The organism is Elusimicrobiota bacterium, assembly GCA_026388155.1.
Taxonomy (GTDB): domain Bacteria; phylum Elusimicrobiota; class Elusimicrobia; order Elusimicrobiales; family UBA9959; genus UBA9634.
The window spans coordinates 296,359-311,102 of the sequence record JAPLKI010000025.1 but is presented as its reverse complement, the minus strand read 5'-3'; the positions used below and the strand labels follow the sequence as shown (position 1 = coordinate 311,102).

The window sequence follows — 14,744 nt, the reverse complement described above, 5'->3', positions numbered from 1 at the left end:
CTATACGCTGGCCCCTGTACGCTGTCTTTATATTATGTCCTCAACCGATTATTATAGACTTCTTGGCGTGGCCAGAAACGCCGGCCCGGATGAGATAAAAACGGCCTACCGCAATCTGGCGCTTAAACACCACCCGGACCGCAACCCCGGCAATAAAGATTCCGAGGGCGTCTTTAAGGAAATAAACGAGGCCTACGGCGTATTATCCAACGTCGAGAAACGCAGAATTTACGACCAGTTCGGCGCGGAAGGTCTGAAGGCCGGCCGCGGCGGAGCCGGAGGGTTCGGAGGCTTCCAGAACGCGGACTTCGGGGACATTTTCGGCGACATTTTTGATAACTTTTTCGAGCAGGGCGGGCGCAGCCGCAGCCCCCGCCAAAGGCGCGGCGCGGATCTGAAGTACGGCACAGAGATCACGCTGGAAGAGGCCTTCAACGGGGTGAAAGTCCCGGTGAATTTTGACCGCACCGAGATCTGCGAGATCTGCGGCGGCACAGGGGCAAAGCCCAAAACCAGCCTTAAAAAATGCCCCACCTGCCGCGGCTCCGGCCGTGTGCAGTACGCGCAGGGCTTTTTTTCCTTCAGCCAGACCTGCCCCGATTGCGGCGGCCAGGGAGAGGTTGTAAGCTCTCCCTGCAGGGATTGCGGCGGTTCGGGGCGCAAAAGGAAAGCCGCTTCGCTGAATATAAAAATTCCGGCCGGCGTTGAGGAAGGCACCGTGCTCAGGGTTTCCGGCGCGGGCGACGCGGGGTCGCGCGACGGGGCCTCCGGCGACCTTTATATACAGGTCGCGATAAAGCATAATACGCATTTTGAACGGCAGGGCTCGGATCTGGTTTATGAGTGCCCTGTAAGCGTGGCGCAGGCCGCTCTTGGCGCGGAAGTTGAGGTGCCTGTGATAGAAGGCAGCCGGGTAAAATTAAGACTTCCGCAGGGCACGCAGCACGGCAAGGTTTTGCGCGTGCATGAAAAAGGGATGCCCGCGGCCGGCCTTAAAAAAAGGGGGGATCTGCTTGTAAGGGTAAAAGTCGAGATCCCGCACGATCTCACCCCGAAACAGCGCGAGCTCTTTGAAGCCCTTGCCGCCTCTTTCGGGGAAACGCCTCCGCCGCAGCACAAAGAAGAAGAAAAAAGTTTTTTTAAAAAGATACTTGGTTAGTGTAGAGTGGATAGTAGATAGTGTAGAGTATAAAGACAGAGAATATAAATTTAAAAATCTTAAATCTTAAATTTTTGCCTTGATCTCTACACTCTACACTATTTACTCTACACTAATTTGTCGATTTCAATAAAAAGACCATGCCCCAATACTTTATTCCCAGGGAAAATATCAGGGACGGACGATTTTTTGCAGGCGAAGAAGAGTCCCGCCACATAGTCAGAGCCGCCCGCGGGAAAAAAGGCGACCGGATAGAGATTTTTGACGGGCAGGGAGTCCGTTATTCGGCTTTAATAGAAGAAATAGAGGACGGTATCGTTTCAGGCTCCATTCAAGATGACATAGAAAGTTCTTATTATAAGCTCAAACTTACTCTTTGTTTTGCAGTGGTTTCCCGCGCTGCGATGGAGAGCCTGCTTGAGCACTGCACCGAGGCGGGGGTGGAAACTTTCCAGCCGGTAATGAGTTCCAGGTCGCAGTTCGACCTTTTCAGCGACTGGAAGCGCAGGTCCTTGCGTCTTAATAATATAATTCTTTCAGCTTCAAAGCAGTGCGGCCGCGGCCGTCTGCCCGGCCTTGAGAAGCCCCGGAAATTTGACGATCTGCTTTTGGAGGGTGTTCCTTCCGTTTTGGCTATGCCGGGAGGAAAAAGCGCGGCGGAAATCGCGCTCGCTCTCGCCGGGAAAACGGATATCCGGCTTTTTGTGGGGCCGGAGGGCGGCTTTACCAAAGGCGAGCTTGATTTTGCCGCCGGAAAAGGCGTGCTGCCGCTTGATCTCGGAAAGTATACCCTGAGGGCCGAAACCGCCTGTCTGGCCGGCACCTGCGCCCTCCTGAACACCCTCGGATAAACACTCCCAAGTTTCACGTGCCCCGGAGAAGCTGAAACGCCGGGTTGAGTGGCTTTGGATTTGAGAACCGCGAGAATTATAGTCGGGGCTTGCCCCGCACTTTGGCCTCCGTTGGAAAAAGTGCGGGGGCCTGTCGAGGGTGCGGGCCCGTCGGGCGCGGCGTCGCGCACACAGTGCGCGCGCCTCACCACTCGGCCTCGGCGCTGCGCAAGCCTCGGCCTCCGTGAAGGCCCGCCGAACCCGCACCCTCGCCACCCCTTGGCTTATCACCTTTCTTGGGCCTATCCCCCGGCGCTTCCTTAAAAATATAAATAGCCCCGCCCTTTTTACGACACATCACAATATCCCGCCCGTCAGTCGAAGCCAGCCTTAAACGGCAAAAAGGTAGACGCTACCTTTTCATAAATATCCCCGCCCTTTTTCACGATACATCACAATATCCCACCCGTCGGTCGAAGCCAGCCTTAAACGGCAAAAAGGTAGACGCTACCTTTGAATTCCCTCTAATTTTCCCAAAAAACTTCAAAAATAGCTTTTTTCAACGCGACAACCAGTTGTCGCGTTGGTCTGCTATGCTATTTAATAAATACGGAGGAATTATGTTTAAGTTAGAGAAAGGAACTCCTTCCATCTCAAAGGAAAAGCTTGTACAAGAGGGGTTATTCCAAATTAGTTATAATATAGATATGTCCACCATGGCTAAGGCAAAATCCTCTACCATAATAAATCCTCTTGTATTACCAATCCACTTTCACTCACCGCCTAGAGGGAAAAACCCTTTCTTGACAAAACTTGAGGGGGAAAAGAACCCTGATAAATCTGTCCAATTATATTATAAAAAACAACAAGGGAAGCTCTTTCTCGGCGACTCTCTTGTCTGGCTAAAGAGTTTACAAGCTGAATCAGTTGATCTCGTCTTCGCTGACCCGCCATACAATATTAAAAAAGCTGATTGGGATAGATTCGAAAGCTCCGACCATTATGTCTCATGGTCAAAAGAGTGGATTAAAGAATCAGCGAGGATATTAAAACCAAACGGCACATTATACATATGTGGGTTTACGGAAATTCTGGCAGATATTAAGGTTGCAGCAATGCCTTTCTTTGAAAGTTGCAGGTGGATTATATGGCATTACAAAAACAAAGCGAATCTTGGAAATGATTGGGGCCGCTCCCACGAAAGCATTGTCCATTTCAGAAAAGGAAAAAACTTTATCTTTAATATTGATGCCGTAAGAATTCCTTATGGTGCCCACACGCTAAAATATCCCAGTCATCCTCAAGCTGAAACAAGCCAGTACGGTAAAAGTGCAAACAATAAACCCCGCGAGAATTGGATCCCGAATCCAAAAGGCGCTAAGCCTAAAGATGTAATGGATATTCCTACAACATGTAATGGAATGGGAGAAAAGACACCACATCCGACACAAAAGCCAGAAGAACTTCTCCGAAAGATTGTATTAGCCTCCTCAAATCCGGGAGACCTTATAGTGGATCCTTTTTCTGGTTCAGGAACGACATTAGTTGCTGCGGAACAACTTGGCAGGCGATGGTATGGATGTGATTACAGCAAAGAGTATAATGAATTTGCTGTTAATCGTCTTAATTCTATAAGTAGACGTTCAGTTCAAGAATGGATAAAATTCGATGCTGATATAGCCAAAAGAAGAGAGAGCATCCGATGACCTTAAATAAATTGGTTAAAATTGCCTCCAATAAAGAAAATTTCAAAGATTTAAAAAACTATGTTGAATTCTGCGAAGCCTTTATGGACTTCGTAGGAACACCAAGCAATATTCAAGCCGAAATCGTTTCACGAAATGAAACACATTATCGATTCCTCCAATTTAAGAATGAGACATTCAGCGTAACAAGACCTTTGAATTACGATCTGCTATATACGGGCAAGACAGCAAAGCAGCAGCTGATTCAGTTTCTTAAGGTCCTCGACGGGGTGAAGGGGATGGACACACCCATGAACCGAGAAGTTGTTAACCGCGCCGTCTACACAATTCAGCAGTCAATAGGGGCCTCTTTAGATGCTTTGCCGGCAGGGCTTTCCAATAAAGCCCGTAAAATTAATGGCGATTTATTTGAACGGCTTATCCGGCTGATTTTAGTCCGGGTTGGTATTGATTGCACGTCAGGGGTCGTTAGTGTCCCTGTTAAAATGAAAGACGGCGACGCAGATTTTATAATGAGCTACCAGCACGACCTGATTATTAAGTCTGGGGCGCTTGTAAAAATTATTGGGTCGGTAAAAACAAGCAGCAAAGACAGATTGGACAAGATCTTCGTAGATAAGTTCCTATTAGCCCGGCTTACAGGTAAAAATGTTCCACACATCGCTATATTTCTTAACGATGTCCAGAGAAAAGGGAAGACGCCAAAAGAATACGGCGTAAACGCCACCTTCCTGCCGGGGCACTTCAAGGGATATACGATTAAGCTGAACCCCCTGGATGGCGTTTATTATTTTGATATCCGTCCTAATATGCTCACGGAAAAAATCCTCAAAGATCATATTCGTACATTTGATCATTTTTTATTCAAAGACCTTTGGACTCTCCTTAACAAAACCGCTATCGTGGCTCAGATTAAACCAGTGGGTAAATAAAGGTGTTGTTTTAGATTCTGAGCCTGTCTATACAAAAAGGTAGACGCTACCTTTTGAGTTCCCTTTTGAGTTCCGCAGGTTAAGGTAAGAGCAAGTCGTCGCCGGCGGCGATGACGGAAAAAACAACTCCTAACAGACAGACAATAAGCCCGGCGGGATAGATCTGGATCCTAATGGTCGTCGGCAGGTATGGCCCGCCGCCGGTTAAGAACAGCAGTACCGCAAAAATCGCGGCCCCGGTCCCGCAAACCATTAGAACCGTCCGCCAGCCACGCCAGGTGCGTATCATTGCGTGGGATATGCGCGTCCTGCGCAATTCAAGCATTAACCAGCACTTCCACGCCGGATAGCCAAGATAGAGCACCCCGCCCCAGATATTGCCCCTGTAAAATTCGTACGCTGTTGCGATGAGCGAAGCCAATAACAGAACCAGACTGGCCCGGTGCCACAACCAGTCCGTATAACCTCCGCCGTTCCCTTCATTGAGCGTGCCTTCTATATCACTTACGGAGCTTTCACTGGTGGAAAACATGAAGAGAGCAACAAGGACAGCCACCGCCAATATCCTGCCCATACCGATAAAAAAGCCTTCGGTAGAAGCAATTTTTTCAATAAAAGTAAAAATCACCAATATCGCGTAATATGAAACTATTCCCAGACGGGTATACGCGGCCATCCCTTTATGTTCTCGATGCAATTCATCCCTGAACAACTGCCATAATGAAGGTCTTTCGTTATTTTTCATAATCATACTCCGCGTAAAAGACCATAATACAAAAAAATCACCCGTCACCTCCTAATGGGTGGGTAAATCAGAAGTGTCAAAATAAGGGCGGGGGACATTATAATAAAAAAATTTTCACAATTAAGAGATAAGAAAGAGCCGGCGGGTTTTTCGCGCGCTCCTTGTAGGATTTTAAGGCCGGGGTCTGGAGCGTATCCCTACCATGAGGGACGGCGAGGACCGTTCAAGCCGGACCGCTGTGCGGGCCGGCGCGTTCCGGAGCCGGCGGAGGACCCCGGACTTACCACCCAAAAACCCGGTCTTGGCCGTCTGATGGACACCGTCCTTGATACGGCACCTACACAAGTATTGGAGCGCGCGGAGAACCCATCGGCTCTCCTTACTTCGAGCGCACGGGAATTTGTAGAATGTGGGGGTGAAAGTTTACTTTAAAACCATTGGGTGCCGCGTTAATCAGGTGGAAACTCAGAGCCTGCTTGAAAAGTTCGCCGCCCTGGGGCACAGCGCCACCTCGGACCTGGTTTCGGCGGACCTGGTACTGATCAATTCCTGCAGCGTCACCGAATACGCCGATCGCGACGCCGTAAAATTCCTTAAAAAGATAGCCGGCTCAAACCCCAAAGCGCGCATAGCCGTCACCGGCTGCCTGGCCACCCTTGACCCCAAAAAAATACTTTCCATCGCGCCCGCCGCGCTTATTTTCAACAACACCGACAAAGAAAAGATCCCATTCGAACTTTGCGGCGCGCCTTTCAAGCCCGATGCTTTCGCCGTAAGCCGTTTTGAAGGTCGCACGCGGGCTTTTGTGAAATTGCAGGATGGCTGCAATCTGGTATGCAGTTACTGCCTGGTTCCCAAAGCGCGCAGTTCTATAAGTTCAAAGCCCGCTTTGGCGGCTGAAAATGAAATTAAAAATCTGATCATGGCGGGATTTAAAGAAATAGTGCTTTGCGGCACGCGGCTTGGCATGTATAACTGCCCTGAAACCGGCCTTGATCTGGGCGGTTTAATGGAGCGCCTGCTGGCACTTCCAGGCGAGTTCCGTTTAAGGTTCTCTTCGCTCGAGCCGATGGAGATTTCCGAGGGTCTGATGACGATCCTCGCGCGCGGCGGGAAAAAATTCTGCCCGTATTTTCACCTGCCCCTGCAGTCCGGTTCGGACAAGGTTTTAAAAGAGATGCGCCGCCCCTATGACACGGCCTCTTACCTGTGTAAAGTCGGCTTTATAAGGGCGGTTTTTCCGTGCGCGGGTCTTTACACCGACGTTATAACCGGCTACCCCAGCGAAACCCTGCAAGATTTTGACGACACACTGGCGTTTATAAAGCGCTGTGAGTTTTCCGGGCTGCATATTTTCAGCTATTCAAGCAGGCCCGGCACCGCGGCCGCGTCCCTTAAACCGCTTAGCCCCCAAATCGTAAAAGCCCGCTCAGCCGCGCTGCATGAACTGGATGCGGAACTAAGGGCCGTTTTCGCGGCCTCCATGATAGGCGGAGAGCTTGAAGTTCTTATACTCAAAAATCAGGCGGACCCCGCCCTTTTGGCCCGGGAAGCGGAGCTTAACCCTCCCGCCGATATATTCCACACCGGCAGCTTTCCCCAAAAGGGCGGGGCAAGCCGCTCGCTTGGGCTGGCTGATAATTTTTTAAATATCTCCGTGGAGGGCCGCCTTGAACCTGGCGGGCTTTACAATGTAAAAATTACAGGCGCCGAAAGCGGCTGTTGCCTCGGGGAAGTTGTGGGAGCGGGAAGCCGTAACCAATAACCGGTAAGCGGTTGTAAAGGTGGTCTTTCACACTGGTTACGGATTACCGGCTACCGATTACTGTCTTTGTCCTACCCAAGAACTTTCAAAAAACTTGCTATAATTAATTACAAAGCCAAATAAACGGGCTTTGCGTATTATTTATCATTAATATTCTAAAAGGCTCCGCCTTTTGTTGAATCGGCGGAGCGCTGCGGCGGGGGAACTGATATGGCAGAGAAAAACGGCAAGAAAAAAGAGTCCATACACGACATTCTCTCTGATTTAAACGGGCTGCTTAACCGCATGCCTTCACTTCTTGACGGCATAAAGCTGCCGGAGCTTAAACCGGTGGTGTTTGAAAGCCCCGCCAATGAGCAAAAGGCGGCAACGCCGCCGGAGCCGCCGGATTCCTCCCCGCGGGAACAAAAAACCCGGCTCGAAGCCGAAACAGAGAGCGAATTGCAAACACCGGCCGCGCAAGAACCCGTTTCCCTTAAGGCGCCCGATTCCCCTGCCGGGGCGGAACCTGAAAAAATCGTGATCCAAAGCCTTGGCGAGTCTTTGTTTGCCGGGGATGAAACAGGGCCGAAAAAGAATGAACCCTTGCCTGAAAAACAGGAAGCTGGGGTTTTGGAGAGCGGTTTTAAAAATGCGGGTTTGGAAACTAAGCCAATCGGGCTTTCCGTGCCCGCAGAATTTACCCTGGAAGAAATAGCGGCCAAGGCTGAAACCCGTAAGGAAACTCCTGAAAAACCTTTGATTGCCTCGGGCCGGGATGGCGCTTCTGATCTGGCGCCTGAACCTGTTGAAAATGAACCTTTGGGTCCAGCGCCTATAGAGGCGGCTCCGCTTTTTGGTAATACAGGCGGGCGGGATATTGAAGATGGACTTTCCGCTCCGGAAGAGGGACCGGTAAATCCGCCCGATGCTTCAGTCGCTGACAACGCCATAGGCCAGCGACAGGCCAGTGTCACAGCCGCCGGGGAGGGGGTGCAGGGCAGTTTCACTCCAACATCTGCCGCAGATGCGGGGGATACAGTTTCCGCCGAGCTGCCCTCGCAGGATACTGAAACCAGCCCACCTGAGTTGGCCTCCGAAGCGCCTGAAGCCGGAAAAGCGGGCGGGGGCGCCGGTTCTTATGAGGCAACCGCAGATCCCGGTATCCCTGACGCAGATGGCATGTTTAATATTTTGCAGGGGAAAGAGTCTGACCCGAATGTGCCAGGCCCCGCCCTTTTGGCACAGGAAGAGGGGAGTAACCTTCCCAACGATATGTTGAAAACCGACAGTTTACCCCAAAAGAGCGGGGTCAGCCAGCCGGATACGGAATCTTCTCCGATAGGATCTAATCCATCCGGCGCTGAAACTCCGGAGCAGAAGCTTGACAAACCCGCATTAACCGATGAAGGCCAAACCGGGCCGCAAAATGCCGATACCCTGGCTGACGCCTTCGGGCAAACTGCCAGGCCTGCGGCGGAACCTGCAACAGTTACCGGCGAAGAGGCCGCATCCACGACTTTAAGTGAAAAAAAGCCGGAGCTTAATCCGACCGAAGCCGAAATACAGGGGCTTGTGTTGTCCGACTCTGACGGCCTTGGGCTGGAACCGGCTCCGGCTCCGGCCATTTCTCCCGCTGAGCCGGTTGCCGGGGCCCCACTGCCGCCCGAGGACGGCGGCCTGGTGATAGAAGAACCCGGCGCCGCTCCTGCCGGTAAAAATCCTTTTGGAGACGATAAGACACCTGCGGCTGCGCCAACAGCTGCCGGCGCGGAACAGACTCCGTCCGGCTACGGCGGCCTTGAGCTGGAACCGGCTCCGGCCGTTTCTCCCGCTAAGCCGGTTGCCGGGGCCCCACTGCCGCCCGAGGACGGCGGCCTGGTGATAGAAGAACCCGGCGCCGCTCCTGCCGGTAAAAATCCTTTCGAAGACGACAAGACGCTTGTAATTGCTTCATCCTCGTCCTCCGGAGAGTATGAACATGCGGTCAGTGACGAACCCGGCCAGTCCGACTTTTCGAAGCGCTCACAAAGCCGCAGCTTGGATACGCTCTCTAAAAAACAGCCGCCCGCGGCTGTTCCGCAAGAGCGGATAATAACCGTGGCGTTTCTCTATTCGGAGGGGAATGAGTCATTGATGACCTCAATACTTTCAGAGCTTGACGCTATTTGCCTGAAATCCGAGACCAAGCCGATGTTTGTGCGCCGCGCCTTTGTTAAAGTTTATGAACAGGATGCAAATCCTAATTTTATACTGAAAAACGTTTCAGCCTCCAAAGCCGCCGGACTTATTTGCACGGGTGATATCCCCTCGGAAAAGTTCGATGACCTGGAAAATGTTTTTTCCCCGTCAGGCCTCTTTTTACGGCATCTGACCGCCGAAAATTTCAACCACTCTTCCGCGCTGGACCTGATACTCGAACTTATGCTGCGTTAAGTTTTTCTATATGATCAAAAAATGGGAAGTTTCCCCCGCGCCAAGCGAAAAAAATTCCGCGCGGCATAAGCTTTTGATAAAAGGGGAGATGAAAGACATCTTTCTGATCGTCAAGAAGCTGGGGGGCCTTTGTTCCCGGCCGGAGAAAGCCTCCGGCGAGTTTAATTTTACCATCTATCTGTCTAAACTTGAAATGGAGACCATGACCAAGCTCAAAGAAGTAATGGGGGAGCTTAGCGCCGGCGCCGCGGCGCAGTCAAAGGCCCCGGACAGCGGCGCGGGTTCCGGACACGCCGACGCGCCGGAAGCGGCTCCTGAGCTGTTTGAACTGCCGAAGAAAAAAATAAAAATTGAGCCGGAGCCCAGACCTGCTGTGGCTAAACCGCCCGTCGCAGCTGCGCGCAGCACCCAGGCCCCCGCTCCGCGCCAGGAGCCGGCCGCCGCGCCCCCTCCCCGGAAAGCGTCTCCCGCGCCTGAGCCGCGGAAACCGGAAATAACCCCGCCACCCGCTGCGGAGCCGAAAGGGCCCTCCAAATTCGGGCGGGCGGATAGCGGGCTAGCCATGCCGCCCGCGGCCGGACCGGCCAGTGCCGCGCCGTCCATGAATTTCATGCCTTCAGAAACGGCCAGGGCTAAAAAAGAGGAATCGGATCGCGCTAAGGCCCCGAAGGAGGATATTAAACCCGCCTCCGCCCCTGAACCGGCTCCGGCTCCGGCCTCAAAGTTAAAGGCGCGCTGGTCCATGGAACTGCCGCTTATTCCCACTTACAGTTTTCAGACGCTGGTGGCGGGATCGCATAACCGTTTCGCGCACGCCGCCGCCATGGCCGTGGTGGAAAATCCGGGGGTTATTTATAATCCGCTGCTGGTTTTCGGCGTGCCGGGCACCGGAAAAACTCATTTTGTGCACTCCGTTTCCTACGGGCTTTCCTCCTCAATAGGCCAGAATAATATCTTTGTCACCGACGGGATAAAATTGTCAAAGGGCGTGGAAATGGCCATTAATGAGGGCACAATAGCCAGGCTTGAGGAAATGTTTTCAAAGATCAAGGCGCTTATTATAGACGACATTCATCTGCTGATGATTTCCCCGTCCAATAAAAGATATATTTCAAAATGGCTCAATGATTTCGTGGCCCAGAACAAGCAGATAATGCTTACCTCTGTCTTTCCGCCCAAGTCCCTTTCGGGCCTGGAGGATGCCGTGGGGTTTCAATTTACGCAGGGGTGGATGGTTGACCTTAAGCTTCCCGCCGCCTCCTCCTACAAGCTTATCCTGAGCCAGCTTTTGCAGAGCATGGACGTCAAACTTTCCGAGGATGAGCTTAATAATATTTTCGTGCAAAAAAGCATGCCTTTCGGGGAAGTCGTTAAAGTCCTTGAGAGCATGAAAAAACTTGAAAAAATGACGGTTAACGCCAGCAACAGTTCTTCCCACTCCCAATTGGTCGAGATGCTGCTTGGGACGGGGGAAACCGATATGGGCAGCACCTTGACCGACGATGAATACTCTAAAGCCAAAAATTGGTCGCAGCCGGGGTCCAGCGCCTGGTTCAAGTGGGGGATTTTTTATCCCCAGTCTATGGAAAGGGAGGCGAGATTTGTCCTTTATAAAATGCACGAACGCGCAGCTGAATTGGGTCTCAGGGCCGAATGGACGCAGGTTTTTATGGAGGAATACAATTCCGACGAAACTTACGGGATTCCTTTCAAGATAGGGAATTACGCCGCGGAGCGCGGCGTGAACGGGGTTATAGTGCTGGGTCCCCAGCCCTCTTCCGCTCTGGGCTCGCAGGAGGCGGAGTTCAAGCATATCACGTTCAAGATCCTTGACAGCTATCTGCTCAAGGGCGCGTGGATACCGGCTGAACGGATCAAATCACAGGCCGTTTACACTAAAACGCTCATGGACCTCATTTAGAACTATGAGTTACTACATAGGTAGACAGGATTCAGTAGTCAGAATTCAGAATAGCGGAACCTTTCTCGTCGTCTGCGTTCTCATTCTGACTCCTGAATTCTGACTTCTGGCTACCTGAGCAGTTACAACTATGAACTATTTCATCCCCGTACTTGTTCTTGGGGCGGTTTTAGGATTTGCCGTCTACTGGTACATAAAATTCAGATTTCTGCTGCCGGTCGAGAGCCGCCTTAAAGGATACGAGCGCGCCTTTTCCGGCTTCATGGCTTTTTCAAAAGAAATACTGGACCACACTTATATTCCGGATTCCCTTGAACATTACGGCGATATCACAAACTACTATCTGATCAAACTCCACAAGCTTTTCCCCGACAGTTCCATGCTGGTTTTTGAAAAAGAGGAGGGCGGCTGGAAGCTGATAAATTACCTTAAAAATTTCAAGGTTGAGCCGAAACTTATGAGCAGCTGTAATTGGGCCGCGCTTGACAGCAGCGCGCGCCACGGCGAGACCATACGGCTTGACTCCATTTCAGGCGCAGGGTCGTCGGCGGAACTGCTGGCCGTTTTTGACATTCAGGCCGCCGTTATCTGCCCGTTCATGCCCTCGGCGCCGGAAGGCTACCAGCGGCTGCTGGTTTTCGGGGCGCGAACGCCCGCGGATTTTGAACTGGCCGAAACACACCTGCAATTCATCGCTTTGCAGCTGAACTCGGTTTTTAAAATAAAAGAGAGAGTATTTGCGCTGAAAAAGGAAACCGACCACCTGAAAGCCGAGCTTAACGCCGTTGTCAGGGAGCTTGATATGGCCGGTTCCCGCTTGATACAGCGGGCCAAGGAGCGGAAGGCGCTCTATGAAGTGGTGACTAAGGTTACCGGCAGCGAGAAAGACGCCCAGGTCGGCTGCTCCGCCATACTTAACATAGTGGCAAAAATAGTGGAGGCCGATGTGGTGGCCTGCCTGCTTTTTGACGAAGCGGCGGGTGAGCTTAGCGTCGGCCCCGGCCCTTACGGCATTCTGGACGCGGAACGCGCGTTCTACAGCATACCGGTTTCAAACAACGCTTCAGCTTCGGTCCGGACTTTCCTGACGCGAAAGCCCTTTATCTCTCCCGACGCGCAGAACGATCCCGAGGTTTTAAGCACCTACTCCAAGCGTTCTAACATCCATTCGCTGATGCTGGTGCCGATCTCCACCGGCGATCGCGTTATAGGGGTCTTGCGCGTGGGCAGCCGCAAAATTAATTATTTTACGCAGGATAATCTGGAGTTCCTTACCATTATAGCGGACGAGCTCGCCATAATAATAGAAATGGTCACGCTATACGACAATATTTCGCGCAAGGCCGAGGAACTGGCCCAGCTTAACCGCCTGAAAGATGAGTTCCTTTCCACCGTCAGCCACGAGCTTAAAACCCCGCTTACCACCATAAAAGGCTTTGTTTCGGTGATATTAAGCGGCGAGGTGGGCCCTTTAAACGAGCAACAGTCGAATTTTTTAAATATCGCGGATCAGTCCGTCAACCGCCTCACGCATCTTATTTCAAATCTGCTTGACATCTCCCGCCTTAACAGCAAAGTGGAAATGGAGTTCCAGCCGGTGATCCTGGGCGAATTGATTAGAACTTCCGTTTCAAACATGATGCTTAAAGCCCGCGAAAGCGGCGTGACGCTCGCAAGTTCCGTGGACGACGCGCTGCCTGCCGTTCATGGCGACCCGCGCTGGATAATCCAGGTGATAGACAACCTGATCTTGAACGCCATAAAATATTCCGGCAAAGGCTCAAATATTATGGTTACCGGCCGTGATAAGAGCGGAGCGGCGGTAATAGGCGTGGAAGACAACGGTCCGGGCATACCGGAGGCCGAGCAAAAACTGATCTTCGAGAAATTTTATCGCGGCAAAACAAGAGCCAATCAGGTGCCCGGCACGGGACTCGGCCTTGCCATCTCAAAATCCATAATCGAAAAACACGGGGGCAAGATCTGGCTGGAATCAAAGCCGGGCCAGGGCGCCAAATTCTTTTTTGCCTTGCCGGCTGATACGCGGGATGTAAGGGATGAAGGCTGAAGGCAGAGCAACTGCTTTAAGCCGTATGGCGGTTTATCAGCCTATCCGTCTGAGAAGTTACTTAAAACGGCGGTTTTAAATATGAAAAAAAATATTAAAAGTTTAAGTTTCCCCTGCTTTGTGGCGCTGGTTTTCTCTTCCTGCGCCCATACCTCGCGGCTGGCCGTTAAAGAGTCTGTTGAGCCCGTTGAGACGCGGGGCCTGGCCGATTTTAACCAGAAGGATCTGGCCGCCTCAAAAAACGCGGCGTTGGCCGACGCCTTTAAAAACGCGGTAACTGCGGCCGCTTCGCTTTTTGCGCAAGACCCCGCTGAAATTGCGGCCCTGGGCGCAAATCCTCATCCCTATATGCGGAAGTATAAACTGCTTTCCGAGGTCAGGGAGGGCGGTTCATACAGAGTGAGCGTAAGGGCTTATGTAGAACTTTCAAAAATAGCCGCGGACTTGCGCGAACGCACCTCGCTCGCCGTGAGCCGGACCGGAACCAGGGCGGCGCTTGCGGTTACGGAGAGCGGGCCCGGCGCGGGAGACAACTTTGCCGCCGCTTTCAAAAAAAGCATGGGCGGCAGGGCGGTGGTGTTCGAAAATTACCCATGGCTGAAGGATGGTTCCACCGCGGGTAAGCCGCCTGAAGAACTTTTAATCCCGGCCCGGGATTCAGGAGCCGATCTTCTTTTTTACGTAGAAGCGCAGGCGCGTCCGGCGGGCGCGGGTCTAGCCACCGGATTTTACCCGATAAATTCGGAAGCGAAGCTGTCTGTTTACGACGCGCTCTCGGGGCAGCGGCTCTTCCAAGCGTCCACCCAGGCCAACGCTCTTGACTCCTCCGAGTCCGCTTCCGGCGCGAAGTCGCTTTACTCGACCGGAGAACTTATGGCCCAAAGCGCGGCCTTAAACCTTGAGCGGCTGGCAAGAAAATCAGTTGAAATAACATTGCGTGTAAGAAAGCTGGGAGGGTTTGAGAATCTTAAAATCCTGAAAGGCGAGGCGGATAAGCTGGGGGCCAAAAGCCTCCAACTGGAAAGCTACTCGGACGGAGAAGCGGTGTTTATGATCTCTCCGGCAAATACCGATCCGCAGGAGCTTGCAAGCGCTCTTCTGCGTCAGGATGCACTTGGCCTTGAACTTGAAAGCGCGACGCAGACTGAAGTGGTTTTTTCAGCAAATAAGTAACGGCAGCGAATAGCGAATAGGGGATAGCGG

10 protein-coding genes are annotated in these 14,744 nt (G+C 52.0%); 9 read left to right on the top strand and 1 reads right to left on the bottom strand.

The features are described 5' to 3' along the window. Positions 1-34 precede the first annotated feature (34 nt). The 4 genes from dnaJ (at position 35) to NTX59_13575 (ending at position 4,627) form a co-directional block, all read left to right on the top strand. The gene (gene dnaJ, locus NTX59_13590) at positions 35-1,159 is read left to right on the top strand and encodes a molecular chaperone DnaJ (protein MCX5786709.1); all 1,125 of its coding nucleotides are present in this window, start codon (positions 35-37) and stop codon (positions 1,157-1,159) included. 140 nt (positions 1,160-1,299) lie between these two features. Further along, complete coding sequence (locus NTX59_13585; GenBank protein ID MCX5786708.1) at positions 1,300-2,010, top strand: RsmE family RNA methyltransferase; 711 nt, start codon at positions 1,300-1,302, stop codon at positions 2,008-2,010. Between the two features lie 599 nt (positions 2,011-2,609). After that, positions 2,610-3,695: a DNA methyltransferase gene (locus NTX59_13580; protein MCX5786707.1), complete on the top strand. Its 1,086-nt coding sequence runs from the start codon at positions 2,610-2,612 to the stop codon at positions 3,693-3,695. Next, positions 3,692-4,627: a hypothetical protein gene (locus NTX59_13575; protein MCX5786706.1), complete on the top strand. Its 936-nt coding sequence runs from the start codon at positions 3,692-3,694 to the stop codon at positions 4,625-4,627. The genes NTX59_13580 and NTX59_13575 overlap by 4 nt, the downstream gene beginning before the upstream one ends. Before the next feature lie 79 nt (positions 4,628-4,706). On the opposite strand, the gene NTX59_13570 is transcribed toward NTX59_13575, so the two are convergent. Next, complete coding sequence (locus NTX59_13570) at positions 4,707-5,372, bottom strand: hypothetical protein (protein MCX5786705.1); 666 nt, start codon at positions 5,370-5,372, stop codon at positions 4,707-4,709. A 415-nt stretch (positions 5,373-5,787) separates the two neighbouring features. On the opposite strand from NTX59_13570, the gene NTX59_13565 reads away from it, so the two are divergent. From NTX59_13565 to NTX59_13545, 5 genes are all read left to right on the top strand, one after another. After that, positions 5,788-7,137, top strand: a complete 1,350-nt coding sequence (locus NTX59_13565) for a MiaB/RimO family radical SAM methylthiotransferase (protein MCX5786704.1) — start codon at positions 5,788-5,790, stop codon at positions 7,135-7,137. A gap of 210 nt (positions 7,138-7,347) precedes the next feature. Then, positions 7,348-9,552 carry a hypothetical protein gene (locus tag NTX59_13560; protein ID MCX5786703.1) on the top strand — a complete coding sequence of 735 codons (2,205 nt, stop codon included), beginning with the start codon at positions 7,348-7,350 and terminating at the stop codon, positions 9,550-9,552. Positions 9,553-9,562: 10 nt separating this feature from the next. Further along, positions 9,563-11,473, top strand: coding sequence for a DnaA/Hda family protein (locus tag NTX59_13555; protein ID MCX5786702.1), 1,911 nt, complete (start codon positions 9,563-9,565; stop codon positions 11,471-11,473). A 130-nt stretch (positions 11,474-11,603) separates the two neighbouring features. Further along, on the top strand, positions 11,604-13,541 hold the full coding sequence (locus NTX59_13550) for an ATP-binding protein (GenBank protein MCX5786701.1): 1,938 nt from the start codon (positions 11,604-11,606) through the stop codon (positions 13,539-13,541). 81 nt (positions 13,542-13,622) lie between these two features. After that, positions 13,623-14,714: a hypothetical protein gene (locus NTX59_13545; GenBank protein MCX5786700.1), complete on the top strand. Its 1,092-nt coding sequence runs from the start codon at positions 13,623-13,625 to the stop codon at positions 14,712-14,714. The last annotated feature ends 30 nt before the right edge of the window (positions 14,715-14,744 follow it).

Bases quoted from the DNA above. Each gene is read 5' to 3' on its own strand.
- NTX59_13550 (MCX5786701.1), top strand. From the start codon at position 11,604: ATGAACTATTTCATCCCCGTACTTGTTCTTGGGGCGGTTTTAGGATTT.
- NTX59_13555 (MCX5786702.1), top strand. From the start codon at position 9,563: ATGATCAAAAAATGGGAAGTTTCCCCCGCGCCAAGCGAAAAAAATTCC.
- NTX59_13545 (MCX5786700.1), top strand. From the start codon at position 13,623: ATGAAAAAAAATATTAAAAGTTTAAGTTTCCCCTGCTTTGTGGCGCTG.
- NTX59_13560 (MCX5786703.1), top strand. From the start codon at position 7,348: ATGGCAGAGAAAAACGGCAAGAAAAAAGAGTCCATACACGACATTCTC.
- dnaJ (MCX5786709.1), top strand. From the start codon at position 35: ATGTCCTCAACCGATTATTATAGACTTCTTGGCGTGGCCAGAAACGCC.
- NTX59_13585 (MCX5786708.1), top strand. From the start codon at position 1,300: ATGCCCCAATACTTTATTCCCAGGGAAAATATCAGGGACGGACGATTT.
- NTX59_13570 (MCX5786705.1), bottom strand. From the start codon at position 5,372: ATGAAAAATAACGAAAGACCTTCATTATGGCAGTTGTTCAGGGATGAA.
- NTX59_13575 (MCX5786706.1), top strand. From the start codon at position 3,692: ATGACCTTAAATAAATTGGTTAAAATTGCCTCCAATAAAGAAAATTTC.
- NTX59_13580 (MCX5786707.1), top strand. From the start codon at position 2,610: ATGTTTAAGTTAGAGAAAGGAACTCCTTCCATCTCAAAGGAAAAGCTT.